This is a genomic window from Synechococcus sp. W60.3 (assembly GCF_047502615.1).
Classification (GTDB): Bacteria; Cyanobacteriota; Cyanobacteriia; order Thermostichales; family Thermostichaceae; genus Thermostichus.
On record NZ_JANSHJ010000028.1, the window covers coordinates 1 to 23,339 of the forward strand.

Here is a 23,339-nt window from a genome sequence, read left to right on the forward strand (position 1 = left end):
CTGGCCAGGGATCCCTTCCTAAAAAGCTCAAGACATTTCTCCGGCACGCTGCTGAGGCAACTCATCCAAGCCACTCTCCCCTTTTGCAAGAAGTGAGTCTGGCATCGGAATCCCTACTCCTCCGGATCCATCCGCCTCAGTCCATTAACCCAATCTACAGCCCTTGCAGCACCGTATCGGGGCGGGCCGACAGATTCTGGATGCGGGTATCCTGGGCAGGCGGGGTGTCTGCTTGGGTGAACACGCCGATCTGCCGCAAATACCGAGCCAAGGCATCTTGCTCGCTGCCGGGGGTGTCGAAGGTAATGCCAGAGCTGGGGGCCAAGTTGACCCGGTTGGGGTTGGACAGGCGAGGGAAGGGATAGTCATCCCCACCATTGGCCAAGAAGTCCAGGGTCACCAGGCGGAAGGTGCGTCTGGGATCCCCTTGCACTTGGCCGTTGCGCACCACCACATCCCGACCTGTGGGCGTATCCACCCGCAAGGAGAGGACGCGGGATCCCGGTGGCCGCGAGGGATCAAAGCTAAAGGCAAAGCCGCCAATTTGCGGGAAACGGCCTGGCGTGGCTCCCGGCTGGGTTTGCGCCACCCCGTGTTCCACTATCTGCTTCAGTTCCTCAGCGGTAACAGTCAACAGAGAGAGGCCGTTGTTAAAAGCAAGGGCCGTTTCGATGTCCAGCTGAGAGATTTGACCGGACTGCTTGCCGGCCTCAGGGTTAGCCACCGGTGGGATCCGCTGCACCGGCTCACCGCCGCCACCACCAGTGGTAGCCCCAATGGGAGCGCGAATGCCGCCGCCATTTTTCAGGGAGATAACCGTAGAAGGATCGACCGTTCTGGCGTAGGCCAAGTTGGCATCGGCCGTGAGGTTGCCCAGGTTGGTTTCCTCGGTGCGCACCCGGCCCGCAGGCCGTTGAGGAATTGGGTGGTAGAGCCAAAGGTGCGGCCATCCTTGGTGCGGATGATGTTGCCGATCTCGTTGGCGATCCGCACCACGTCGGGGTTGGGGGTGCCGCGCACGGCTGCTACCCCTTGGTCGTCGGTGGCATAGGCGCCGCTCACCGGATCGATGCGGGCAATCAACCCGTTGGCGTCGAAACCGACCACCAAGCGGCCCACGTAGCGGTAGTTGGCGCCGGTGTTCACCACTGCCACGGGTTGGCCGCTGGCCGAGGAGCGCAGGATGGGGTAGTCACCTGTGCGCACATCTTCAGGGCGCAGGCGGTCGGTGGGCTTGGCGATCACCCGGTGGGAGCCGCCGGCGATGATGATGTCCACATCCCGCAGTTGGCTGGCTAGGGTTACCTCGTTTTGGAGCTGCTGCAGGTGGGCCAGGAGGATGATCTTGTTAATGCCCTGGCCGGTGAGCTGGTTGACGAAGTTCTGGATGAGGGCGGCATTCACCTGGTCGGTGTCGTCCACTTTGCCTTCCACCCTCACCTCAGGGCCAGGGCTAGAGATGGCGGCCAGGCGCGTAGTGGTGGCACCCACCAGGCCGATCCGCTGCCCTCCCACCGTAATCACCGCCGTCTTGACGATCTTGCCGCGGATGGAGCTGGCCTCTTGGCCATCGGCAGCAAAGTCAGAGCTGGTCAATTCGCCAGTGCCGCTGAAGCTGAGGTTGGCGCTCAAGTAGGGAAAGCGGGCGCCCGCGTAGCCGCGGCTGGTGTCGGGTCGGATCAAGTCGCGAATTTGGCGTGTGCCTTGGTCAAATTCATGGTTGCCAAAGGCAGCCGCCTCGAAGCCGATGGCGTTGATGATTTCAATGTCGGCTTTGCCAGGAGTGCGGTCATACCGGCCCCGCAGCGAGGGATCCGTGCTGGCGTTGTAGAAGGGGCTGGGGATGTAGTTGTCGCCGCTGGAGAGCACCACCGTGTTGGGAAATGCGGGCCGCAGCGCGTTGACCACGGCGGAGAAGCGGGGGGCATCCTGAACGGCGGCAATGGAAGCTTCCAAGTCGCTGGCGTGCAAAATCTGCAGCGTAAAAGCGGGCGGCTGAGTGGAGAGGGTGACGTTGGGGTCCGAGGCGATAAACCCTGACCCGCCGCCGGACGAGGGAACTGAGCTGCTGCTGGTACCGCAGGCGCTGGCCAGGCTCAGCACCAGGCAGCACAGCCCAACCCACAGGGACTTGGCCAGAGGGTTCAGCCAAGCCGGAAGCCATCTCTTGGCAGGGGCAGACCCTCGAGCGCGACAAGCTGGTTTCATGACAATTCCTTCACTCCATCCGCAAGAGAGGACGCATCCGCGTTCACCAAATTTTCGGGCTGGAGGCCCGCACCATAGCCGCAGGCTTGGTGTCGGGAGGAAAGCCCTCCTCTATATAGGTTTGCCGGCCAAAGTCTGGATGAACTACAATAAGCCCATGAGCCAGACTATCTCTGTACGTTGCAAGCTGATAGTCCCACAAGAGTTGCGTCAAGAAATTGACCGCACTTTGCAGGGCTTTGCGAATGCTTGCAACCAGATTCTCGACACCGCCAAACAAAAGAACTGCTGGAACACCGCCAAGCTGCACCACTTGGTCTATCGGCCGGTAAGGGCAGCAACGGGGCTGAAAGCCAACCACGTCTGTCAGGCGCTCCGTCGGGTGATTAGCAATGCCAAGGCGGTGAAGCAAGTCCACAAGTTCCGCCCCACCAGTCTGACTTTGGACGCTCGTACTTTTAAGTACCGAGAGTCCAACCAAGCCGTGGGCGTGACCCTGATGAGCGGACGGGTTTGGCTCAAGCTCAAGATTGGCGGTTATCAAATCGCTTTGCTGCGGGGGCAAACGCCCACCAGCGCTACTCTGTCCAAGACCAAGCAAGGGGACTACTACATCAACATTGCTGTTGAGTTGGACACTCCCCCGACTGGCAAAACTCCAAAGGTAATCGGAGTTGACTTGGGCAGGCGGGATATCGCCACCGCTAGCAACGGACGCTCTTGGAGTGGAGAGCACATCCAGGCCGTCCGTGACCGGTTCAGCCGTGTACGCGCCAAGGTTCAATCCAAACGCACTCGCAGCTCTAGGAGGCTGCTGAGAAGGCTCTCTGGGAGAGAACGGCGCTACCAGACATGGCTGAACCATAACATCAGCAAAACCTTGGTCAGGGATGCCCAGGCTATTGGTGCGGCACTGGCTTTTGAAGACTTGACAGGCATCAGAGATTGCTTGAATCAGAAGTCTCGGAGTAAGGCTGAGCGGCGCAGGACTAACAACTGGGCGTTCTACCAGCTCAGGATGTTTGTGGCCTACAAGGCTGCCATTGCTGGAGTACCTGTGGTGCTGGTGCCGCCTGCCTACACCAGCCAGACCTGCCATAAATGCCTGCACATCCACCCTGAGCGGGGTAAGTCCTACCGCAATGGTAAGTCGTTCAAGTGTGGGCATTGTGGGTGGGAAGGGGATGCTGACCATAACGCTGCTCAAGTAATCTCTCTCCTTGGGGCGACTGTAAACTCGCCTGAAATTCCGAAACTTAGCTGTCCTCTGGGGCCGCTAGGGATTGGGATAAAGCCCGCACCCTGCGCATAGCGCGGGTGTCGGGTAGTTTACGTTACCAGGGGTGGGATGGGGGTTTCGTTATGGCCTGTCTAAGGTTAGGTCAAGTTTAGGTTAAGCTTCCCCTGGATCCCAGCCAAATTGTTGCAAGTCCACCTGGCCCTCGGCGTCGAAGGGGATCCCTTCGGCTTGGAGTAGAACTTTTTGCAGCTCGTCGTAGCCGAGGCGAAAAGGGGAGTAGGAAATGCAGCCCTGGGCGTTGATCACCCGGTGCCAAGGGATGTCGGTGTTTTGGCCTTGCAGGCGAAACAAAGCATAGCCCACCTGGCGAGCATAGCCGGGGTAACCGGCAACCCGCGCCACCTGCCCATAGGTGGCCACTCGGCCCGGCGGGATCCGCCGCACCACTTCGTAAAAGCGCTGGTAGAGGCTAGTAGATGGAGCGCTAGTGGAGCCAGACTGGGTCACCGGGATCCTCGCTCAAACTTGGCAGACAATAAGATGTGGAACGGATTGGATCCCCGCATCCATGAGCTATTTAATCGCGGTACTGCCGGATCGCATAGCCGCTGAGGCGGCCTACAGCGCCCTGGAGCGAGCGGGCTTCCCGCTAGAGCGATTGCACCTACTGGGGCGGGGCTACAAAACCGCGGATGAGTTTGGGCTGATCGATCCGGCCCGAGCCGCCCGCCGTCAGATGCAGCGTTTGGCCATTTGGTTGGTGCCCTTTGGCTTTTTGGCCGGGGTGGGGTTCAGCGTTTTGAGTGGTTTGGATACCTTTGCCTGGGCGGGACCTATAGGCAACCACCTGATCGGCGGCCTATTGGGCGCGATGGGCGGGGCCATGGGCAGCTTTTTCGTCGGCGGCGGAGTGGGCTTGTCTGGTGGCTCCGGCGATGCTTTGGCTTACCGCAACCGCCTCAATGCGGGCAAGTACGTGCTCATTGTGGAGGAAGAGAATGAAACCCGCCTCCGCGAGGCCACGCGGATCTTGCGCCAATTTGAGCCGGAGAACTTGCAAGGGTACAGCGAGCGCCTTTGAACTTGCCCAGAAAACCCGCCTGTTGGTACAGCAAGCTTAGACCCATTCGCATAGGTTCAATCGTGAGGTAGCAAAAAGCATGTCTTGGCAGTGGCAGCGACCTTTGTCCTTGCCTGCTCAGGTGGGCCGCGGCTGGGCCGTTGGACTGGGGGCGGGGATCGCCTGGCTGGCCTCTGGGCCGGCTTTTGCCCACCACGCCTTGGGCGGGAGATTGCCCGCCACGGGGTGGGAGGGGTTTTTGTCGGGCCTGGCCCATCCGGTGATCGGCCCAGATCACCTGGCCTTTGTGGTGGCCATTGGCTTAATTGCGGCAAGGCAACCCTGGCGCTACGGGATCCCGCTGGGCTTTGTGCTGGCCAGCCTGCTGGGCACCGGGATCCACCTGGCCGGCTGGGATCCCCTGGGGCTGACGGAGTTGGTCATCGCCAGCTCGGTGGTGCTCTTTGGCCTGCTGCTGGCCCAATCGCGGCAGATCCCAAGTTGGCTTTTGCTCCTGTGGGGATCCCTGGCGGGGCTATTCCATGGCTATGCCTATGCCGAGGCGATCATCGGCGCCGAACCCATGCCTTGGCTGGGCTATTTGCTGGGCTTGAGCTTGGTTCAGTACGGAGTGGCACTTTTTGCCCTCTGGGCGGCTGAAACCTGGGGGTCGCGGATCCCGGGCTTGCTGCGCTGGGCCGGCTGGGCCATCGCGGTGGTGGGGAGTGGCTTCCTGGCCTTGGCCGTGGTGGGATCCTAGACACCCTTGCACTGGGGATCCCCAATCCGGTACAAGGATAACGGTGAAGATTAGTAACAACAAGGGGAGATCCCATGGAGCGCACCTTTATCGCCATTAAGCCAGACGGCGTGCAGCGGGGGCTGGTGGGCAGCATCATTCAGCGCCTGGAAAGCCGAGGCTACCAGTTGGTGGGCCTGAAACTGGTGCAGGTGAGCCAAGAGCTGGCGGAAGCCCACTATGCCGAGCACAGGGAGCGCCCCTTCTTCCCCGGATTGGTGAAGTTCATCACCTCGGGGCCGGTGGTGGCCATGGTCTGGCAGGGCAAAGGGGTGATTGCCGCCGCCCGCAAGCTCATCGGCAAGACCAACCCTTTGGACGCCGAGCCGGGCACCATCCGCGGCGATTTCGGCATCGACATAGGCCGCAACCTCGTCCACGGCTCCGATGGCCCTGAGACCGCCCAACGGGAGATCGCCCTTTGGTTTCAGGAATCTGAGCTGGTAAATTGGACGCCCGCCACCCAAAGCTGGATTTATGAGTAGGGCGGCAGCAAAATGGTTCGTCGCGTCGATCCCTAGCTCTCTTCTCCCTTCGAACAGAAGCTAGAGATGAAAACTGTGCAGCGCTCCGGGGCTCCCCTCTCCCACAGGGGGAGGAGCTGGGGGTGAAGGTAGCGGCGCGGGGTGCTTGGGTGGTGTCTTATGTATTTTGTTTGAAACGGCTATAAATCTTTGGGCTTTCTGAGACAGGCATCGTACCTCTGCCCTACAACACAGCTCTGGAAAAGGCAGAGCCAAGCCGGCCCTAGCCAGAACGGGAATCGAGGCCGACGGGCTCAGAAGCGGCGGAGCTTTCGCTGGGATCCGGGAGATACAGCCGCTCTTCCGAAGCATCGTACTCAAAGAGCTCCGCGTAGCGGCCCCAGTCAACGGCTGTAGCAAACTGCCGTTCAGCTTCCTCGTGGGGAAAATGTTCGTCCCAGAGATCCAAGAAGAAGTCCGCCCGCATGGAGCGGCTGTTTTTTTCTTCCAGAGTCTGCAGGATGCTCTTGAAGACCGGCACCCGTGCCAAAAGCTGCTGTCGGAAGAGATCCTTGCTGCGCAAGATGGTGGTGTTGGCAAAGTCCTGGCCGATCTCGGTCAGTTGTACCACCCTGCCGGTTACCTCGGCAAAGCCCAACAGCACCGCCGCATCCAAAATCGGCAGCAGATCGTCCACTGCCAGTTGCAGCCGCTCGGCCAGCTCGGCAATCTCCACCCGTCCCTGGGGCCATTCCACAATCAGCTCCAGCAAACCGCTGATGCCGCCCACCCGCGCATGAGGCAGGGGCAGCGCGTAGGGAGAGGGTGCCCTGCTGCCCACCCGGCTGGGGACAGCCACCTCGCCGGTGACCGGGATCTCCGGATTGGTCATGATCTCGTAGATGTAGTCCACCAAGGACTTGAAGCGGGGATCCGTACGTTCGTGGGGCCGCGGCAGGTCGATTTTCACCTCTCCCCGGATCCGCCCCGGGTTGGATCCCAGGATCACCACCCGATCCGCCAAAAACACGGCCTCTTCGATGTTGTGGGTAACGATGAGAATGCTCTGGGAAGGGAAAGCCTGGGTGTTCCACAGCTCGTCGATCTCCCCCCGCAGGTTCTCCGCCGTCAGCACGTCCAGGGCGCTGAAGGGCTCATCCATAAACAGCACCTTGGGTTCCAAGACAAAGGCGCGGGCAAAGCCCACCCGCTGCTTCATGCCCCCCGAGAGTTCCTTGGGGTAGGCGTTCTCAAACCCATCCAGGCCCACCAGGTCGATGGCCTTGAGGGCCCTTTGCCGCCGGATCTGGCGCGGGATCCCTTGAGCCTGCAGCCCCAGCTCCACATTTTCTTGCACCGTCAGCCAGGGCAAGAGAGCAAAACTCTGAAACACCATGGCCACATCCGGGTTGGGGCCCCGCAGGGGTCGGCCATTGCTCAACACCCGCCCTTCGCTAGGCGGGATCAGGCCCGCCATGATGCGCAGCAGGGTGCTTTTGCCGCTGCCGCTGCGGCCCAACAAAGCCAAAACTTCCCCCGCCCGCACTTGCAAATCGATCTGGCTTAAAACTGTAAACTCCCCCTTGCCCTCCGGCAAAGGAAAGCGCTTGTAGACCTTCTCAACCTCGATCAGAACCGGAGAAGCCGCAGAGCTCATATCAGATGGCCTCAAAGATTAAAGGTGATATTTTTCTTCCGCCAATTGATACAACCGCCGCCAGAAAAGGCGATTGATGCCCACCACAAACAAGCTCATCATGCCAATGCCCAAAGTGATGCGGGGCCAATCTCCCACCGCCGTTGCTTCCGCAATATAGGTGCCCAATCCTGTAGCCTTAAGAGTGGTGGATCCCCAGGCCACGATCTCCGAGACAATGCTAGCGTTCCAAGCCCCGCCGCTGGCCGTGATCCCCCCGGTAACCCAGGCGGAAAAGATCCCCGGAATAATCAGCTTTTGCCAGCGCTGCCATCCCCGCAAGCCCACATCCACGGCCATTTCGCGCAAATCGGTGGGGATGCTCTGGGCGCCGGCAATGGAATTGAAAAGAATGTACCACTGCGCACCGAGCGACATGAGCAAAATGCTGCCCCAACTCAATGCTGATCTGGGTGCGGATAAAAAACAAGGTGGCAAACGGAAAGAGGAAATTGGCCGGAAAAGCTGCCAGAAATTGCACCACCGGCTGCAGCAGCTTCGCCAGGCCTGGATTAAAGCCGATGGCCACCCCAATCGGCGTCCAGATCACGGTGGCGAAAACCAACAGCACGCTGACCCGCAGCAGGGTGAGGATCCCCAGCCCAAAGGTCAGCAGCACCTCCCCAAAGCCCACGGTGGTGGTTACAAAATAAACAATCCAAATCCCGATCCCGGCAATGGCAGCCCAAGAGAGCTGAGTCAACAGCCGCTCGCGGCGTCGCTCCGCCTCTGGATTGGGTGGATCCCCCCAGCGCAGGCGAGTTAAATGGGACAACAGCCGATCCGCCAATTCTCTGGAGGGAGCTAGCCAATTGCCAATCAGCCGTGGGATCCGCGCCGTGGTTAGCAGATTGTACAGCCACGACTCCGGGGCAGCCGCGCCGGCGCTCTGCTCCAGGCGAAACTTATCCGACCAGGCCACCAGAGGCCGCCAAAAGAGCTGATCCACCAGCAGAATCACCACCGCCATGGTCAAAAGCGCCCAACCCAACTTGGGCAGATCTTCCGCCTGGACGGCAGCTTCCACATAGGATCCCAACCCCGGCAGCGTATATTCCTGGTTGAGCACGCTGATGGCCTCGCTGGCGGCCACAAAGAACCACCCCCCGCCAAAACTCATCATGGCGTTCCAGATGAGGCCCACCATCGCCGCAGGCACTTCCAACTGGACGAAGCGCTGCCAGCCGGATAGGCGGTAGAGGGTGACCGCTTCCACCAGCTCCTGCGGCAGGGTGCGCAAGGATTGGTAAAAAGAAAAAGTCATGTTCCAGACCTGGCTGGTGAAGATGGCGAAGATAGAAGCTGCCTCCAGCCCCAGCAGGCTGCCGGGAAAAAGCGCGATAAAGCCGGTAACGGTGATGGAGAGAAACCCCAACACCGGCACCGATTGCAGGATGTCCAGCAAAGGGATCAAAATTCGCTCCGCCCAGCGGCTTTTGGCGGCGATATACCCGTAGATCAGGGTAAAAAGGGTGGAAAAGGCGAGGGCGATGAACATGCGCAAGGTGGAGCGGGCGGCGTAGTAGGGCAGGTTGCGCGGATCCAAGTCGATATGAGGTACCACCGCCGGCGGCTGAAACCGCTCAAAAGTCTCTGCCCCCACCTGCGCCACCAAGCCCAGGAGAACCAACGTGCCGAGAATGATGGCTCCATCGGCAGCCCCAGCCGGCAGCCGACGGAGCACCTCCGGAGAAGGAAAAGTCCGCATGTCCCCTGAATGGGCCTGGCATCCGCCCCCAGTGTACACTGTTTGCGGTTAAGCTAGGAGCGCTTCGAACTGGAGGATCCGGCCCGCTACTCTTCCTCCGGTAACTCGGGAGGAGGTTCATTCCACCTGGGATCGTCAAGGATGGCTTTTTTGGTCTGTTTGAGCTGTTTCCACAGCTCTTTAATTTGGCGATAGGCCTCTTCCGGCGTGATCTTGCCCCCCGTTTCTAAGCTACAAATCAGCGACACCTTATTGCTAAATTCTTGGAGATTGGCATCGAAAATTAAGTTCTGCGGCTTTATCTCACCCCAGTAGGGATAGCGAGGGGAAATAAATTCATCTTTGTTGGGAGGGGGGTTTGACTCTGCCATGTCGCAACCACGGTGAAAGGTTTATTACAACGAGGTTAATATCAGAAGTGCAGTAGAGACAACTTCGTATCCAGGAATGGAGGCTACAGACGTTTTTTCTTGATCGGCTTAGCTGGCTTGGGTGCTTTGGCAGGATCCGAGGGCGAATAAGGTTGAGCTGAGCTTAGCTGTTGCCCGCGAGTGGAGGGGGGAGAGTGTTTCTTGAGTTTGGGGCGGGGAGTGGAACGCTTCGGGCGTGGCGGCGCCTTGAGCACAGGACCGATGGGAGTTCCTGCCTCCACGTAGAGCAGGGATCCGCGGCGGCGCACCTGCAGATCCCAGAAGATGCCCACTCCTTTGCCCGGCAAGGATCCGATCAGGCGCAGTTTAAAAGCCTGAGGCTTGGGAGCTGTTGCCGCAGGCGATGCGGCGCCCTTGGCCGTCTGGGCCCGCTGAGGGGAAGAGCCGGCGGAGTTCTTTTTGCCGGATTGACGGATTTTGACGATAATGAACCCTTTTTCCTGCGATTGGAAAACGACCTCGCCGCGAATGGAAAACCAGTCCGGCACCACCGTCGGACGGGATCCCTCTGGCAGAGTTTGCCCCATTTCTTCTGGGGCCCACACCCCCATCAACTGCACGTGCAGATCCTGGCTCTTGTCGCGGGTGCGGGGATAGACCACCCACAAATAGTTGCGTTCCGGCTTCAGGTACTTGCGCACCAGGCTCATCACCCGGCCTAGCAGTACCGCATTGAGATCTAAACCATCCGAGGTGCGCAAAATCCCGCGAGTGAAGTGGTTGGGCGAGGGAATGTAACGCCCCTCGATGAGGCCAATCGCCCGGTACTGCATCTTCTCCCCGGGCGGCGGGATGGGCTCCAGGCAAGGTCGCTCTCTCCCCATCGCTTTCTTCTGCTCTAGCGTAGCGGCGGCGGCGACAACAGGCTGGCCCCCACCAGCAGCTGACCCGACATCTTGAGCTGATCCCCTGGGCTCGCTGGTTGAGGTGGGCCTGGGGGGCCGTACAATTCGAAGGGGAGGTCTCAGATCTGAGGACATCGTAACGGTTCCGCTGCAGTCAATCCAGGATGTTTACCAGAATGCCCAGCGGTGGGCGACGACGCTGGGAGGCAGTGCAAGACATCTGCCGTTGCCAAAACAGGGCTTACCTCTGCCCTTGACCCAAGACCCGCTCAACACACCACCGAGCTTTACCAACCTTCCTCTTTTCCTCCCGTCAGCTCAGCAGACCCGCCCAAGGCCTGCGCCCAACAAGTCGCGGTTCAGCGGTTGTCAACACTGTAGCTGAAGTCTAGCCGATAGTAGCAACTGCTCCGGCCCAGGTTGCAGAATGTTGAGCTACAGAGCCGCACCTTTTCCTCAGCTCGCGCCCGGCGGCCCGGGACTAACCCAGCCATGCCAAGATCCCTTCCCTATCTGGCCTCTACCCATGTCTGAGGGGTGAAACTGCCGTGGAGGCCGTAGGGAATGTGATGCCGCAAGGGGATCCGCGCCACCGGGCCGGCAGCCAGGTCTGAGGCATCCAGGATCACCACCTGCGAGCGCTGACTGGCGGCATCAAAGACCACTGTTACAATCCAGCCGGCTTCCTCTGCAGCGTCCTCAGGATCGGGGATGAATACCGGCTCTCCCACAAAGCCGCGGGGGGCAAAGCTGTACTGCTCGCTGCGGCCTGTTGTCGTGTCCAACTTGAGAATGGCCTGCAGGGGGGCGTTGGGGCCGGGAGCATGGGTAGCCCCAATGTAGATGTAGCGATGGGATCCCCCCATACGGGCCGGATGGATAGCCGGAAACTCCACCGAGCGATCCAGCAGTAGCTCCCGCTTAACCTTGCCCGCCTTGGGATCCAGCTCAAAGCGCCACAGCTTGCCGGCTGGCACCTGGGCAAAGTCAATTTGCAAGTAGTCAGCCCCTGGCTCCAGGGCAGGGTAGGCTTCGTAGAGAACGGCATCCACCACCACCTGATCCCCAACCTCGTAGCCGTTGACAAAGTGGAAAACAAACCCCGGCTCCGTTTGCAGTTGCAGCGGCTCGCCCTGTTGGGGAAATAGCCAAATGCGGGTGGGCTCTCCTTTTTTTAGGGTCAAGCAGGTGCCCGCCGGCTGCAGGCCCAGCATATAGGGCAAGGGGTTGAAGGCCACCGGATTCTGGAAAAAGATCCAGTAGCGGGGCGTCCAGACAAAGTCGTGCAGAAAGGCAAAACCCGGCAGGCGGTAGTCCCGCTTTTCCACCAGCCTTCCTTGGGCGTCGACGCGGTAAAACAGCAGCGTGGAGGAAGGTCCTGTCTGCACCCCAAAGGCCATGAGATCCCCCGTGGCTGGATCCCGGCGGGGATGCGCCGTAAACGGCTGGTTGGGGGCAAGGGCACCGGCAAAGGTCTCGCTCCCTTCGGTGGCCAAGGTGGCGGGGTTGAGCCGATAGGGAGCGCTGGCCTCCCAAAGCGCCAGGAGCTTGCCGCCTTGGTAGATAACGTTGGTGTTGGCGGGGTTTTTGAAGCGCAGATCGAGGAAATTGGCCCACCAGCCTCCCGGCTTCTGGGTGCCGAATACGCCGCGGTAGAGCACCCGTCCCGCCTTCTCCTCGGCCTCAAACTCGGGAGTGCGCACAAACCGGTTGCGGAAATGCACCCGCCCGTCAATAAAGGCGATGGCACACACCATGCCGTCGCCGTCGAAGGGATGGCCGTAGCGCTGGGATCCCGCCTCCAGCTTGCCAGGCCCGTTGCGAAAGAGGGTTCCCTGCAGCCTTTCGGGGATCCGTCCTTCGATCTCCGTAATCCAATAGTCGTACTCCTGGGATAGGGAGCGATAGCCCAATTGCCAGTCGGTGGTGCTGTAGGGAAGGGAAGCGACGCTGACCATGGAAGATCTGCATGCAACGCCCTCTATTGTTGCTTAAACTTTTGTGAAGTCGCCAGTTTTTCTGGGCCGGGATGGTCTCCTGGGCCGGGATCCCCAAGATGGAGCTGCCCCAATTGAACTATGGTAGGAAATGCCCTAGCAGCCCTTGACAGGATGAACAGCGCTCATGTTTGATGCCCTCTCCGAGAAGTTGGAACTGGCCTGGAGAAAACTGCGCGGCCAGGACAAGATCACCGAAACCAACATCCAAGAAGCCCTGCGGGAGGTGCGGCGCGCCCTGTTGGACGCCGACGTCAACCTCCAGGTGGTGAAGCAGTTTATCGAGGACGTGCGGCAGGCCGCTCTGGGAGCTGAGGTCATCCTGGGGGTGACGCCAGACCAGCAGTTTATCAAGATCGTCCACGACGAGCTGGTGAAGGTAATGGGGGAGGCGAATGTGCCCATTGCCCAGGCGGAACAGCCCCCCACCATTGTGCTCATGGTCGGCCTGCAGGGATCCGGCAAAACCACCACCTGTGCCAAGCTGGCTTTGTATTTGCGCAAGCAGGGCAAAAGGCCGCTCCTGGTGGCCGGCGACATCTATCGTCCGGCGGCCATCGACCAGCTCAAGACCCTGGGCCAGCAGATTCAGATCCCTGTCTTCGACCTGGGCAAGACGGATCCCGTCGAGATCGCCCGCCAGGGAGTGGCAGCCGCGCGGGAACAGGGCTACGACTACGTTATCTTGGATACCGCCGGTCGCTTGCAGATCGACCTGGAGATGATGGCGGAGCTGGAGCGGATCAAGGCGGCGGTGCAGCCCCACGAGATCCTGCTGGTGGTGGACGCCATGATCGGGCAGGAGGCCGCCAACCTCACCCAGGCCTTCCACGAGCGGCTGGGTCTTACCGGCACCATCCTCACCAAGCTGGACGGCGATAGCCGCGGCGGGGCAGCCCTTTCCATTCGCCAGGTGTCCGGCCAGCCCATCAAGTTCGTCGGCGTCGGCGAAAAGGTGGAGGCCTTGGATCCCTTTTACCCGGATCGCATGGCCTCGCGCATTTTGGGCATGGGAGACATCCTCAGCCTGGTGGAAAAAGCCCAGGAGGAAATCGACCTGGGAGATGCCGCCCGGATGGCGGAAAAGATGATGACCGCCCAGTTCGATTTCACCGATTTCCTCAAACAAATGCGCCTGATCAAGCGCATGGGATCCCTGGCGGGGCTGCTGCGGCTGATGCCGGGGATGGGCAAAATCAGCGAGGAACAATTGCAAAAAGGACAAGACCAACTGGCCCGCGCCGAGGCCATGATCAACTCCATGACCCCCGAAGAGCGCCGCAACCCGGATCTCTTGGCCCGCAGCGTCAGCCGCAAGCGGCGGGTGGCCCTGGGCTCTGGCCACAAGCTGGAGGATGTCAGCCGGCTGGTGAGCGATTTTCAGCGCATGCGCGACATGATGCGCAGCATGAGCCTGGGCGGCCTTGCAGGGATGCCGGGTGGACGAGGCCCACTGCCGGTGGGCGGCCCCCAGTGGCGAGGACGTTCTGCAGCGCCGCCGCGACAGCAGCCCAGCCGCAAGCCGGGCAAAGGTGGGGGCAAAAAGGGAGGCGGTAGCCGCGGGTTTGGCAGCCATTGAGAGCGGCTCATGCCCTTCCATGTTGTTTTGGTAGCTCCGGAGATCCCGGCCAACACGGGGAACATCGCCCGCACCTGTGCAGCTACCCGCACGCCCCTCCACCTGGTGGATCCCTTGGGGTTTCGCCTCTCGGATCGCTACCTCAGGCGGGCGGGGCTGGACTACTGGGAGCACGTCCAACTGCATCGCTATCCCTCTTGGTCTGCTCTGGTGCAAGCCCACCCCGAGGCGCGGTTCTGGTGCTTTAGCGTGCGCGGCAAGGCCCTCTACACCGAGGTGGCCTATCAGCCAGGAGACTGGCTGGTGTTCGGCAGCGAAAGCCGTGGCCTGGATCCTATGTTCTTGGAAACCTATCCCAGTGTGCGCATCCCCCTGAGCGGGCCGGTGCGCAGCCTCAATCTCAGCAATGCGGTGGCGATCGCCCTCTTTGAAGCGTTGCGTCAACAGGGATTTTCCACCCAATGAGGCGAAAGCTGGCCGGACAAGGCGATGGGCGGCAAACTAACGGTGGTATCTACACAGGAGTGGCAGTGGAAGACAGGTCTGGAGCCGGTTTGGGCCAGCAACCTTTGCAGACCAGACAGAGAAGCCGGCAACTTGCCCAACGGCAGCGGGGCAGACCTGCTTGGCCCCCTTGGCCGCCCAGCCACCGGCCCCAGGGATCCCGGCTGGCGTGGCTTTTGGGGGAGCGGATCCCGACAGTCCGACAACTAAACTTTCGCATCGCGGCGGTGGGCCTGGTTCTGGCTGTCGCCCTGGTGGGGGTGGGGGCACGTTTGGTCTATTTACAACATCACCAGGGCCCGCTCTTACAAAAGCGGGCCGAGGCCCAGCAGCGGGCCCAGCTCCGGCCCTTCATCCCCCGCCGCTCGATTGTGGACCGCCACTCCTTAGCTCGGCAGCAGGCGGAGCTGTTGGCTGTAGATCGCCCTGCCTATACCCTTTGGGCCCATCCCCGCCTCTTCGGCAAGCGTACCCCCCAGGAGATTGCCACTGCTCTGGCCCCTCTGCTGCGGCGGCCAGTTGAGCAACTGACCCAGCAGTTGTCGGCCACTCACGCGGTACGGCTGGAGCGCTGGCTGTCGCCGGAAGTGGCGACTCAAATTCAGGCCTTGTATCTGGACGGCCTGGAGCTGGTGAGCGAGCGGCAGCGGGTCTATCCCCAGAAGGAAATGGCCGCCGAAGTGGTGGGCTATGTGGATCTGGATCACCGCGGCCAAGCGGGGCTGGAGTACTCTCAACAGGTCTTGCTGGAGCGGACGGTTCAGCACCTTACCCTTCCCCGCGACGGCTACGGCCAGTTGTTGGCGGCCGAAGTGCCGGAAGGACTGTTGCAATCCCACGAGACGGTGCTGCAACTCACCCTGGATATGCGGCTGCAAAGGGCTGCTCGCGCCGCCCTGAAAACGCAACTGGAACGGTTTCAAGCCCTACGGGGCACGGTGATCGTCCTGCAACCTCACACGGGAGAGATCCTGGCCCTGGTGAGCGAGCCCACCTACGATCCCAACCGCTACTTCGAGTATGACCCTGCCCTTTTTCGCAACTGGGCTGTTACGGATTTGTACGAGCCGGGATCCACCTTCAAGCCCATCAACATCGCCATTGGGCTCGATGCCGGCGCCTTCACGGCCAACGAACGGGTCTACGACGCGGGGCAGATCTGGATTGGTCGCTGGCCCATCCAAAACCACGACTACCGCCAGCGGGGTGCCCATGGCTGGCTGAGCGTTACCGAGGTTCTGCGCCTGTCTAGCAACGTAGGCATGGTGCACCTGATGCAAAAGCTGGATCCCCGCCAGTACTACCATGCCCTCCTGCGGCTGGGATTGAACGAGCGCAGCGGTGTCGATCTGCCCTTTGAGCCGCCCAGCCGCCTGAAGCCCCTGCGGCAATTTGTAACTGTACCGGTGGAGCGGGCCACCGTCGCCTTTGGCCAGGGATTGGCCCTCACGCCTTTGCAGTTAGCCACCTTGCACTGCATCATCGCCAACGGCGGGCTGAAAGTGCGGCCCCACGTGGTGCGCGGTCTGGTCGAAAAGGATACAGACACCTTGGTTTGGGGATCCCCGCAACCCCAGCCGGTGCGGGTGCTGTCGGAGCAGGCTACCCTGGCGGTGCGCATCCAAATGCGAGATGCGGTGGATTTTGGCACCGGGCAATCGGCCAAGATCGAGGGATATGAAATCGGCGGCAAGACGGGCACGGCCCAAAAGGCAGGGCCGCGGGGAGGCTATCTGCCTGGCAAGCGCATCACCAGTTTTGTGGCCTATTTCCCCGCCCTTCGCCCCCAGTACGTGATCTTGGCCGTGATCGACGAGCCGCGGGGAGAAGATGCCTTCGGATCGACAACGGCGGCTCCTGTGGTTCGCTCGGTTATCCAGGAGATCATCACCCTAGAGGGGATCCGTCCCAATTCCCCTTGACATGGCCTGATCTCTATCCAATGGCAATGGAACCGATCGAGAAGCCGATCCTTAACTCCTTGGGAGAGGAGTTGAGGATGAGGGCACTGGAGCAGAGCGCTTCAGGAGTGTCTTAATTGGGTCTGAAATAACCAGACGCTCAAGACTTGTCGCCCCCGGGATCCAGCTTAGCCTCTGCACTTTTCCAGCTCAGCTTGGAGTTGAGGTAGAAGTTCCAGAATACAACAATACCGATCGCAATTAAGTTGGCCAACAGATAGTGAATGCCCAAGCGCTCGCTCAGCAAAATCACCAGCGAAGAGTTAAGAAACAGGCCGATCAAACAGATCATATTAAACTTGGCCAGCCGCTTCAGGCGGTTCGAGAGGCCCGGCTGCAATCGGGTAACATGGCGAAACGTCCACAGATCGTTCCACAGGAAGTTATTGAGAATGGCCATTTCCGAAGCGATCAGCTTACTCGTGATGAGATCCCATCCTAAGTTGGCCGGGTCGTGTAACAAATAGAGCAAAACCATGTCCACCACCGTGCCTGACAGGCCGACTGTGCTGAAGCGCAAAAAGGCTCCCACCTGCCCTAGCGAGAAGCGCAGGTGAATGAGATGGTGGAGATACTGAAGACAGGTTTGCAGTTGAATTTTGCTCTCGCCGTTTTGGCGCTCCTGAAAGATGTAGCCGACTTCAGCAATGGTTGTCACCCGGCCCCGTGCCAGCACCTCGATCAGCAGCTTGTAACCCTTGGGGCTGAGCGGGATCCCGGCAATGGCCTGGCGTCTGACCAGAAATAACCCGCTGAGCGGATCCGACACCCGCCTAAAAACCCCTGGCAGCAAAACCAGCCCGATGGCTTGAGCTCCCCGAGAGACGAGGCGCCGGCCCAGGTTCCAGTGGCTCACCCCCCCCGACCCCACGTAGCGGCTGCCCACCACTAGGTCTGCTCCCTCTTGGATGGCAGGCCATAGCTTGAGAATGATCTCCGGCGGATGCTGCAGATCCCCGTCCATCACCCCCAGCACCTCGCCGCGGGCCGCTTGCCATCCGCGCAACACAGCCGTGGCCAGGCCCCGTTCCCGCTGGCGGCAGATAACTTTGAGTTGGGGAAGCTCCTCTTGCAGTTCCTGGGCCAACTTGGCGGTGTAATCCGGGCTGTTGTCGTCCACCACAATCAGCTCGTAGGCTCCCGGTAGAATCATGTCGAGGTGGGCGCACAACTGCCGGATCAGGCTGCAAATGCTGGAGGCCTCGTTATAGGTGGGAACGACCAGCGAAAGTTGGACAGAGCTGGGTTGAGAGAGCGGCGGGATCTGAATAGGGACTGCCGAAGCTTGCAGATGGGTGGACGAAGCAGGAGCTACATGAGGCATTCAGCAGGCCATCCAAAAACGAGGGTAACGGATCCTAAGCGGAGAGCTTGAGTGCAGGTCAAACTTGGAGCTGTGTCGCTTCGCAACAGCGCCACGCGCCACCGGCGCAAATGATCCCTTATCGTACCGATGGATGAGCTCTGGGACTAGACTTTTCTCGACCTACTCAGCTCGCCGAGGCTAGGGAGATCCCGTTGAAGGAGTCATCAGCACGGGCATCTGGGCCTGGGCAGCGTCGGACTCAGGCGAGGGCAGGGCAGGGGCAGGACTGGGGTAGGGAATGCGCTCGTGGTTGGATTCCCGCCACACCTCCACAAAAGCGTCTGCCACCACCTCCAAATCCCGCAGCGTCAGACCGCTATCGACCAGTTGGCCATCTTGCCAACGGGCCTGGGCGATTTTGCGGACAACGGCCTTAGCCCGCTCAACCACCTCAGGGCCGAAGCCGTCGCTCAGGGTCATGCTGCGCAGGGCCGCCTCACAGGCATCGGCCAGCATCACCACCCCTGTCTCCTTGCTCTGGGGGATGGGGCCATCGTAGCGGAACGGCTCCTCGGGCACCGGTTGATCTCCGGCTTTCATCTGGGCTTGATGGTAAAAGTAAGCAATCAGGATCGTCCCCTGGTGCTCAGGGATAAAAGCTTGGACGGCGGTGGGCAGATTGTATTGCTTGGCCAGGCGCAGCCCATCGCTGACGTGCGCTTTGATGATCTGGGCGCTGCGGTAGGGATCGTCCAGTTGCGTATGGGGGTTGAGGCCGCCCATTTGGTTCTCGATGAAGTAGCGGGCCTGCAACATCTTGCCGATGTCGTGGTAGAGGGTGCCGGTGCGCACCAGCTCCACGTTGAGGTTTAACTTCTGGGCGGCCCGTTCCGCCAAAGTGGCCACAAACAGGGTGTGCTGAAAGGTGCCAGGGGCCTCTGCCGCCAGCCGCCGCAGCAAGGTGCGGTTGGGGTTGCTCAACTCGATGAGGCGAATGGGGGTGGCCAGGTCGAACAGGCGCTCCAGGTAGGGGCTGGCCCCCAGGGCCACAATGCTCCACCCCAGCGTGATCCCTCCCCCCAAGGCCATCGCCAATAGGTCGATGCCGCCCGTTGTGGTCAAGCTAGCAGCCGCATAGGTGAGCATCTGCACTGCCGCCGCCCCTCCTCCCAGCAGGGCCAGCTCTTCGCGGGAACGCGAGCGCCCGGCCAGGGCGCAGGCCACCACACTGCCGGAAAGTAAGGGCACAAAGGTGAGTAGGTTGGCAGCAGAGACCAAGGGCAAAAACAACGCCTGGCCCACCACCACCACCAGGCCCAGCCCTGCCCCGTAAAAACTGCCCAGCAACAGCCCCACCGCCGGCAAAGAGCTGAACTCCAGCTTGAACAAGGCCGCCAACAGGGGAGCAGTCAGGGAAACCATCAGGATCAACACCCGATCCCGGCGGCGCAATCCCGGCTGCAAGCGTTGCTGCAAAGGCACGAAGACAGCCAGGCCCAAGCCCATGACGCCAGCTACCCCCACCAGGCCCCAGATGTTGATCCGGCGCTGGGTAAAACCAAAGTGATCCAAAATCAAAAAGATCTCGGGGGTGATGACCTGATCCACTCGCACAATTACCTGGTTCTCGGCAACCGAGATCAGGACGGGCTCAACTTTTTCCAGCTCGGCGCGAATGCGCTGCTCGGTGCGCTGCGGATCCACCTCCAGATTGGGGATCAGCACCTGCTGCAGCCACTGATAGACCAGCCCCTGCAGCTCCCGCCGCTGGGCGGCACTGCCCGGAAAGGCCAGATCGTCCAGTTGGGCTTGGATCCCTTCGGCGCGCACCTCGCGGGGCAGGCCATCCACAATGCCTATCTTCTGCAGGCGCTCCAAGACCCGCCGGCTCAAGTTTTGCAAATGTTGCCAGTCGGCCTCCGTCAAGTTGAGAACCGTGGCCGGGACAGGGGGGGTGAGCTGTTCCAGAGACGGCAAAGCCCCTTGGTAGCGCTGCTGTGCCGCCTCCACCTGGGCAATTAGCTGGGTATAGGGATCCGTCGCCGCCGTCTGAGTGGCCGCTCCATCCAACCAGGCCCGCTGCCAAACCTGGACCAGCTCTTGCCTGGCCCGCTGGTCGGGGGGAAGCTGCTCCGGACGCCTTTGTGCCGGAAAAGGCGGAGCGGTCGAGGGGGTGCCGATGGCCGTTTCCCGCACTGCCGCCTGTAAGGCCTCCCATTCTTCGGGTGGCAGTTGGCGCAGATAGATCTGAGTAGGCAGGGAGAGCAACTGAACGGAAACGTAGGGCAGAGGGCCGGCCTCTTGCCGAATCGCCTCCACTGCGGCCAGGAGGGCCTCCAGATTTTGCCGCATGCTCTCGTTGGCGGCGCTGTTGATTTTGAGGGCCTGTACCACCCGCCGTCGCGCCTCGGCTTGCCGGGCCTGGGTGGCCTCCACGTCCTCGATCTCTGCCGCTGCAGGGGCGAGAAACGTTTGCGGGGAGCGGCTGCCAACGGTCAGTTGCGGCTCGTTGTAGTAGCGGATCCCGTGGACGGCAGTGAGGGAGAGAAGCGCTAGGGCGTAGCCGACAACCCGCTCGGAAAGGGGGGGCTGGGCTTTTCGAGAAGAGGCTGCCTGAGGTCGCCGGCTCCAGCGCTGCACTGGGGACGTGAGGGGGTTTCTCATAGAAGGATTTGCCTGGCAGCGTTCTTCTCTTTTCTATCCCCTTTTGCTCCCCTAGCCCAGGAGATAGCCTAGTCGCCAATCGTGATCTGCCCGATCATACCCGCTTCGGCATGGCCGGGAATGGTGCAAACCAGAGAGTAAACCCCAGATTTCAAAGGAATAAATTGCCACTCCACCGCCGCGCCTGGCTTCAGCTCCAGTTCTCGGATCTGGCCCTTGATTTCCACACCGGCCACTTCCAACTTGCGAGTCCAAACGGCATCGGCAAAATCTTTGGCACTGAAATAGTGCTTCAACTGGCTGGGGTTGCTCAAGTGCAAACGATAGAGGTTGCCGTTGCGAAAAAAGAGCTCTTTGGGCACAAAGACCAACTGGTTGTCGGCAGTACCTAACTCGACAGCTTTGTCCTGGGGCGTTTGCCGCGACAGATCTCGCGCCCATGCCGGATGCGGGATCCCGACGAACCCAATCCACAGACAGAGGCCCAAAATGAGGAAGTGACGCAGCCCACTCCACATGGCGACACCCTGAAAACTTAGCTTGGAAACCCAAGATAGCAGCTCAAGTGGGGGTCAGGGGAGCGGCACTTTCATAGAGCCGCACAGTCGGAGCTGCCTCGCCGGCTTCCCGCTGTTCCATCGCCACAGCGGCAACATAGCCCTCGGCAACCGGCAGAGGCAGGGTCAGCCAACAGGGATCCCCGGCCCCGATCCTGGCTCCAGCCAGCCCCACGCCCATGGCTTTCAGGAGAGCTTCTTTCTGCGTCCACAGCTCCAAGAAAACCCTCTCCCGCTCTGCTGGTGGACAGATCCATAGGCGGGCCTGGTCGGCGGCGGAAAAATAGCGCTGGGCAATGCGCTGCCAGCGGGGCACGGGCCGGATCCGCTCTAGGTCCACGCCAATTCGACGCTGCAACGTCAAGCCAACCAGGATCCACTCGTGGGAGTGGCTGAGGTTGAACTGCAGCGGTAGGGGTGGATCCGGCCAATAGGGCTTGCCGGCAGTGGTGTAGCCGAGGGGGATCGCGTGGGGAGGGAGGCCGCTGTAGCGGCCAAGCAGGGTTCGCAATAGCAAACGACCACCCAGAAAGCGACGCCGAGCCTCCAGCCGCTGTAAACGCTCCGCGCGCTGCCGTTCCTCCTGAGAAAGAAGATCAAGCTGAGAGAGCAACTCCGCCAGCGGCGGCAAGACTTGGAGCCACAAGTGCACCTCCGACTTCGCCAGCAACAGTTGCAGGGATCCCGCCGGGGAAGCTGCCATCTCGCCGAAGTTGGGTATGGACAGTCCTAGAGAATAAGGATGCGGTAACATGACCTTGAATTGGTGGGGTTGGCAACACCACCTAGACAGTACACCCCTTCCTGCAGGCGCTCGCGAGGCCCGGTTTGACCTGATGTCCTCTTTCCACTATCCACCCCGCCCAGACCGTGTCCGCGCCGCTCGTCAGCAGGCCATTCGCCAGGGGATCCTTTGGCTGTTGTTGGGATTCACGGCTGTGTTGGCGGGCTCCGCCGGCGCCTTCTTGGCTGTGATGTTGCCCCGTCCGGTGATCCCCACTTCCCTCACTCCCGGCGAACAAGAAGCCTTCCGTCCGGATGCTTTGCGGGCGGCAGCTCTGGATCGCTCGTTGCATATCCTCATTCTCGGCACCGACAACCCGGATCCCGCCCTGCCCTTGTCCAGAGAACGGGAGCGTCTCAACACCCGCACCGACACCATTCTCTTGGCCCGCTTCGATCCCCAAGCGCGGCGGATTACCGTCCTATCCATCCCCCGCGATACCCGCGTGCGCTTGCCCAGCTTTGGTGTCACCAAGATCAATGCAGCCAACCTGGTGGGTGGACCAGCTCTAACGGCCCAGGTGGTCAGCACCTTGCTGGGCGGGATCCCGATTGACCGCTACGTTCGCCTCAATACCGATGCCCTGGAAGAGCTGATTGATGCGGTGGGCGGTGTGGAAGTCTACGTGCCGGAGCCGATGCACTACGTAGATCACACGCAGCGGCTATTCATCAACCTGGAGCCCGGCTGGCAACGCCTCAACGGCGAACAAGCCCACCACTTTGCCCGCTTTCGCCGCGATCACCTGGGGTTGGGGGATATTGGTCGGGTGCAACGGCAACAGGAACTGCTGCGGGCCCTGAGTCGAGAACTGCTCTCCCCCGCCGTTTGGCCTCGGATCCCGAAGGTTTTGCAGGTCGTCCGCACCCACCTGGATACCAACCTCACCTGGGAAGAGGTTCTGAGCTTGGCCAAGTTTGTCCTCACCTCTGGGGGCGATCGCATCGACCTGGTGCTGCTGCCGGGCCGCTTCAGTCAGCCGGGAGAATTCTCCACCAGCTACTGGCTGCCGGATCCAGCCGGGATCCGACGGGTGGCCGTCTCCCACTTTGGCCTGGAGGCAGAGGTAGCCCGCATTCCTCCACACCGCCTGCGCATAGCCGTGCAAAACGCAACCGGAGAGCCGGGGATGGCCCGCCGTATGGTGCAAGAATTGGTGAGGCAAGGATACGTCCATGCTTTTGCTGTGGAAGACAGCACCCAGGTGCTGCAGCAAACGGAGATCCTCGCCCAGAGCGGGGATCGCGAAGGAGCCAAACAGATCCGCGCCGCCGTCGGCCTAGGAGAGATGCGGGTAGAGTCCACCGGCGTTCTCAACTCCGACGTCACCATTCGGATCGGCCAGGATTGGGCCCAACAACTTGCTTTGGATGAAGCGCTCCGCACCACTGATGGGAACGGCCAAGCCCAAGCTCCGCCCGGAGCCGCTCAGCTCTAGAGAGCCGGTTCGGTTGCGAGTGCGGATTTCCGAAAAGGGGCCTGCTTGTCGGGGGCTTCTCAACCTCTGTAGATTGGCACTGAGCTTGTTTGAGTGCT

The 23,339-nt window shown here is 61.0% G+C and carries 20 protein-coding genes and 1 pseudogene; 8 read left to right on the top strand and 13 right to left on the bottom strand.

All coding sequences use genetic code 11. From position 1 onward, the window contains the following. Positions 1-154: 154 nt before the first annotated feature. Both NW846_RS09890 and NW846_RS09895 read right to left on the bottom strand, forming a co-directional pair. Positions 155-898, bottom strand: coding sequence for a 5'-nucleotidase C-terminal domain-containing protein (locus NW846_RS09890; protein WP_414515864.1), 744 nt, complete (start codon positions 896-898; stop codon positions 155-157). Next, positions 805-2,208, bottom strand: a complete 1,404-nt coding sequence (locus tag NW846_RS09895) for a hypothetical protein (protein ID WP_414515866.1) — start codon at positions 2,206-2,208, stop codon at positions 805-807. Before NW846_RS09895 ends, NW846_RS09890 begins: the two co-directional genes overlap by 94 nt. 157 nt (positions 2,209-2,365) lie before the next feature. On the opposite strand from NW846_RS09895, the gene NW846_RS09900 reads away from it, so the two are divergent. Then, entirely contained in the window at positions 2,366-3,520 is a 1,155-nt protein-coding gene (locus tag NW846_RS09900) for an RNA-guided endonuclease InsQ/TnpB family protein (RefSeq protein WP_414515891.1), read from the top strand. A gap of 81 nt (positions 3,521-3,601) precedes the next feature. On the opposite strand, the gene NW846_RS09905 is transcribed toward NW846_RS09900, so the two are convergent. Beyond that, on the bottom strand, positions 3,602-3,955 hold the full coding sequence (locus tag NW846_RS09905; RefSeq protein ID WP_414515868.1) for an MGMT family protein: 354 nt from the start codon (positions 3,953-3,955) through the stop codon (positions 3,602-3,604). 61 nt (positions 3,956-4,016) lie between these two features. Between NW846_RS09905 and NW846_RS09910 the strand changes: the two genes are divergently transcribed. The 3 genes from NW846_RS09910 to ndk all read left to right on the top strand — a co-directional run bounded on the left by NW846_RS09910 (position 4,017) and on the right by ndk (position 5,792). Next, positions 4,017-4,529, top strand: coding sequence for a hypothetical protein (locus NW846_RS09910; RefSeq protein WP_414515870.1), 513 nt, complete (start codon positions 4,017-4,019; stop codon positions 4,527-4,529). 79 nt (positions 4,530-4,608) lie between these two features. Continuing rightward, positions 4,609-5,268 (top strand): HupE/UreJ family protein, encoded by a 660-nt coding sequence (locus NW846_RS09915; protein WP_414347757.1) that lies wholly within the window; start codon positions 4,609-4,611, stop codon positions 5,266-5,268. A gap of 74 nt (positions 5,269-5,342) precedes the next feature. Beyond that, on the top strand, positions 5,343-5,792 hold the full coding sequence (gene ndk / locus NW846_RS09920; RefSeq protein WP_011429941.1) for a nucleoside-diphosphate kinase: 450 nt from the start codon (positions 5,343-5,345) through the stop codon (positions 5,790-5,792). A 262-nt stretch (positions 5,793-6,054) separates the two neighbouring features. Here the strand turns inward: ndk and NW846_RS09925 are convergent, their stop codons facing one another. From NW846_RS09925 to NW846_RS09950, 6 genes and pseudogenes are all read right to left on the bottom strand, one after another. After that, positions 6,055-7,428 carry a nitrate/sulfonate/bicarbonate ABC transporter ATP-binding protein gene (locus NW846_RS09925; RefSeq protein WP_099812237.1) on the bottom strand — a complete coding sequence of 458 codons (1,374 nt, stop codon included), beginning with the start codon at positions 7,426-7,428 and terminating at the stop codon, positions 6,055-6,057. A gap of 18 nt (positions 7,429-7,446) precedes the next feature. Beyond that, entirely contained in the window at positions 7,447-7,845 is a 399-nt protein-coding gene (locus tag NW846_RS09930; protein WP_414515872.1) for an ABC transporter permease subunit, read from the bottom strand. Between the two features lie 628 nt (positions 7,846-8,473). Then, positions 8,474-9,175, bottom strand: a pseudogene (locus tag NW846_RS09935) (ABC transporter permease subunit); the annotation flags it as partial. An 86-nt stretch (positions 9,176-9,261) separates the two neighbouring features. Beyond that, entirely contained in the window at positions 9,262-9,546 is a 285-nt protein-coding gene (locus tag NW846_RS09940; RefSeq protein WP_011429944.1) for a hypothetical protein, read from the bottom strand. 83 nt (positions 9,547-9,629) lie between these two features. Beyond that, entirely contained in the window at positions 9,630-10,430 is an 801-nt protein-coding gene (locus tag NW846_RS09945) for a hypothetical protein (RefSeq protein WP_228375455.1), read from the bottom strand. Positions 10,431-10,960: 530 nt separating this feature from the next. Continuing rightward, positions 10,961-12,409: a carotenoid oxygenase family protein gene (locus NW846_RS09950; protein ID WP_414515874.1), complete on the bottom strand. Its 1,449-nt coding sequence runs from the start codon at positions 12,407-12,409 to the stop codon at positions 10,961-10,963. A 166-nt stretch (positions 12,410-12,575) separates the two neighbouring features. On the opposite strand from NW846_RS09950, the gene ffh reads away from it, so the two are divergent. The 3 genes from ffh to NW846_RS09965 all read left to right on the top strand — a co-directional run bounded on the left by ffh (position 12,576) and on the right by NW846_RS09965 (position 16,453). Then, positions 12,576-14,027: a signal recognition particle protein gene (ffh, locus tag NW846_RS09955; RefSeq protein ID WP_414346866.1), complete on the top strand. Its 1,452-nt coding sequence runs from the start codon at positions 12,576-12,578 to the stop codon at positions 14,025-14,027. Between the two features lie 9 nt (positions 14,028-14,036). Further along, entirely contained in the window at positions 14,037-14,492 is a 456-nt protein-coding gene (locus NW846_RS09960) for a tRNA (cytidine(34)-2'-O)-methyltransferase (protein WP_011429948.1), read from the top strand. 89 nt (positions 14,493-14,581) lie between these two features. Further along, positions 14,582-16,453, top strand: coding sequence for a peptidoglycan D,D-transpeptidase FtsI family protein (locus tag NW846_RS09965; RefSeq protein ID WP_228375456.1), 1,872 nt, complete (start codon positions 14,582-14,584; stop codon positions 16,451-16,453). 139 nt (positions 16,454-16,592) lie between these two features. On the opposite strand, the gene NW846_RS09970 is transcribed toward NW846_RS09965, so the two are convergent. From NW846_RS09970 to NW846_RS09985, 4 genes are all read right to left on the bottom strand, one after another. Beyond that, positions 16,593-17,816 (bottom strand): glycosyltransferase, encoded by a 1,224-nt coding sequence (locus NW846_RS09970; protein WP_414515876.1) that lies wholly within the window; start codon positions 17,814-17,816, stop codon positions 16,593-16,595. A 180-nt stretch (positions 17,817-17,996) separates the two neighbouring features. Continuing rightward, a complete protein-coding gene (locus NW846_RS09975; protein WP_011429952.1) occupies positions 17,997-20,462 on the bottom strand; it encodes an HD family phosphohydrolase in 2,466 nt (821 codons plus the stop codon). A 68-nt stretch (positions 20,463-20,530) separates the two neighbouring features. Next, the gene (locus NW846_RS09980) at positions 20,531-20,980 is read right to left on the bottom strand and encodes a plastocyanin/azurin family copper-binding protein (protein WP_011429953.1); all 450 of its coding nucleotides are present in this window, start codon (positions 20,978-20,980) and stop codon (positions 20,531-20,533) included. Positions 20,981-21,023: 43 nt separating this feature from the next. Continuing rightward, entirely contained in the window at positions 21,024-21,773 is a 750-nt protein-coding gene (locus tag NW846_RS09985; RefSeq protein ID WP_099812234.1) for a 4'-phosphopantetheinyl transferase family protein, read from the bottom strand. Between NW846_RS09985 and NW846_RS09990 the strand changes: the two genes are divergently transcribed. Beyond that, positions 21,772-23,241 carry an LCP family protein gene (locus tag NW846_RS09990; protein WP_414515879.1) on the top strand — a complete coding sequence of 490 codons (1,470 nt, stop codon included), beginning with the start codon at positions 21,772-21,774 and terminating at the stop codon, positions 23,239-23,241. The two genes, NW846_RS09985 and NW846_RS09990, sit on opposite strands and share 2 nt — an antisense overlap. Positions 23,242-23,339: the final 98 nt, after the last annotated feature.

What these genes read in the sequence shown, in the direction of transcription:
- NW846_RS09925 (WP_099812237.1), bottom strand. Translation starts at nt 7,428, where the DNA reads ATGAGCTCTGCGGCTTCTCCGGTTCTGATCGAGGTTGAGAAGGTCTAC.
- NW846_RS09985 (WP_099812234.1), bottom strand. Translation starts at nt 21,773, where the DNA reads ATGTTACCGCATCCTTATTCTCTAGGACTGTCCATACCCAACTTCGGC.
- NW846_RS09895 (WP_414515866.1), bottom strand. Translation starts at nt 2,208, where the DNA reads ATGAAACCAGCTTGTCGCGCTCGAGGGTCTGCCCCTGCCAAGAGATGG.
- NW846_RS09975 (WP_011429952.1), bottom strand. Translation starts at nt 20,462, where the DNA reads ATGAGAAACCCCCTCACGTCCCCAGTGCAGCGCTGGAGCCGGCGACCT.
- NW846_RS09910 (WP_414515870.1), top strand. Translation starts at nt 4,017, where the DNA reads ATGAGCTATTTAATCGCGGTACTGCCGGATCGCATAGCCGCTGAGGCG.
- NW846_RS09970 (WP_414515876.1), bottom strand. Translation starts at nt 17,816, where the DNA reads ATGCCTCATGTAGCTCCTGCTTCGTCCACCCATCTGCAAGCTTCGGCA.
- NW846_RS09980 (WP_011429953.1), bottom strand. Translation starts at nt 20,980, where the DNA reads ATGTGGAGTGGGCTGCGTCACTTCCTCATTTTGGGCCTCTGTCTGTGG.
- NW846_RS09950 (WP_414515874.1), bottom strand. Translation starts at nt 12,409, where the DNA reads ATGGTCAGCGTCGCTTCCCTTCCCTACAGCACCACCGACTGGCAATTG.
- NW846_RS09915 (WP_414347757.1), top strand. Translation starts at nt 4,609, where the DNA reads ATGTCTTGGCAGTGGCAGCGACCTTTGTCCTTGCCTGCTCAGGTGGGC.
- NW846_RS09900 (WP_414515891.1), top strand. Translation starts at nt 2,366, where the DNA reads ATGAGCCAGACTATCTCTGTACGTTGCAAGCTGATAGTCCCACAAGAG.
- ndk (WP_011429941.1), top strand. Translation starts at nt 5,343, where the DNA reads ATGGAGCGCACCTTTATCGCCATTAAGCCAGACGGCGTGCAGCGGGGG.
- NW846_RS09960 (WP_011429948.1), top strand. Translation starts at nt 14,037, where the DNA reads ATGCCCTTCCATGTTGTTTTGGTAGCTCCGGAGATCCCGGCCAACACG.
- NW846_RS09945 (WP_228375455.1), bottom strand. Translation starts at nt 10,430, where the DNA reads ATGGGGAGAGAGCGACCTTGCCTGGAGCCCATCCCGCCGCCCGGGGAG.
- NW846_RS09930 (WP_414515872.1), bottom strand. Translation starts at nt 7,845, where the DNA reads ATGTCGCTCGGTGCGCAGTGGTACATTCTTTTCAATTCCATTGCCGGC.
- ffh (WP_414346866.1), top strand. Translation starts at nt 12,576, where the DNA reads ATGTTTGATGCCCTCTCCGAGAAGTTGGAACTGGCCTGGAGAAAACTG.
- NW846_RS09990 (WP_414515879.1), top strand. Translation starts at nt 21,772, where the DNA reads ATGACCTTGAATTGGTGGGGTTGGCAACACCACCTAGACAGTACACCC.
- NW846_RS09940 (WP_011429944.1), bottom strand. Translation starts at nt 9,546, where the DNA reads ATGGCAGAGTCAAACCCCCCTCCCAACAAAGATGAATTTATTTCCCCT.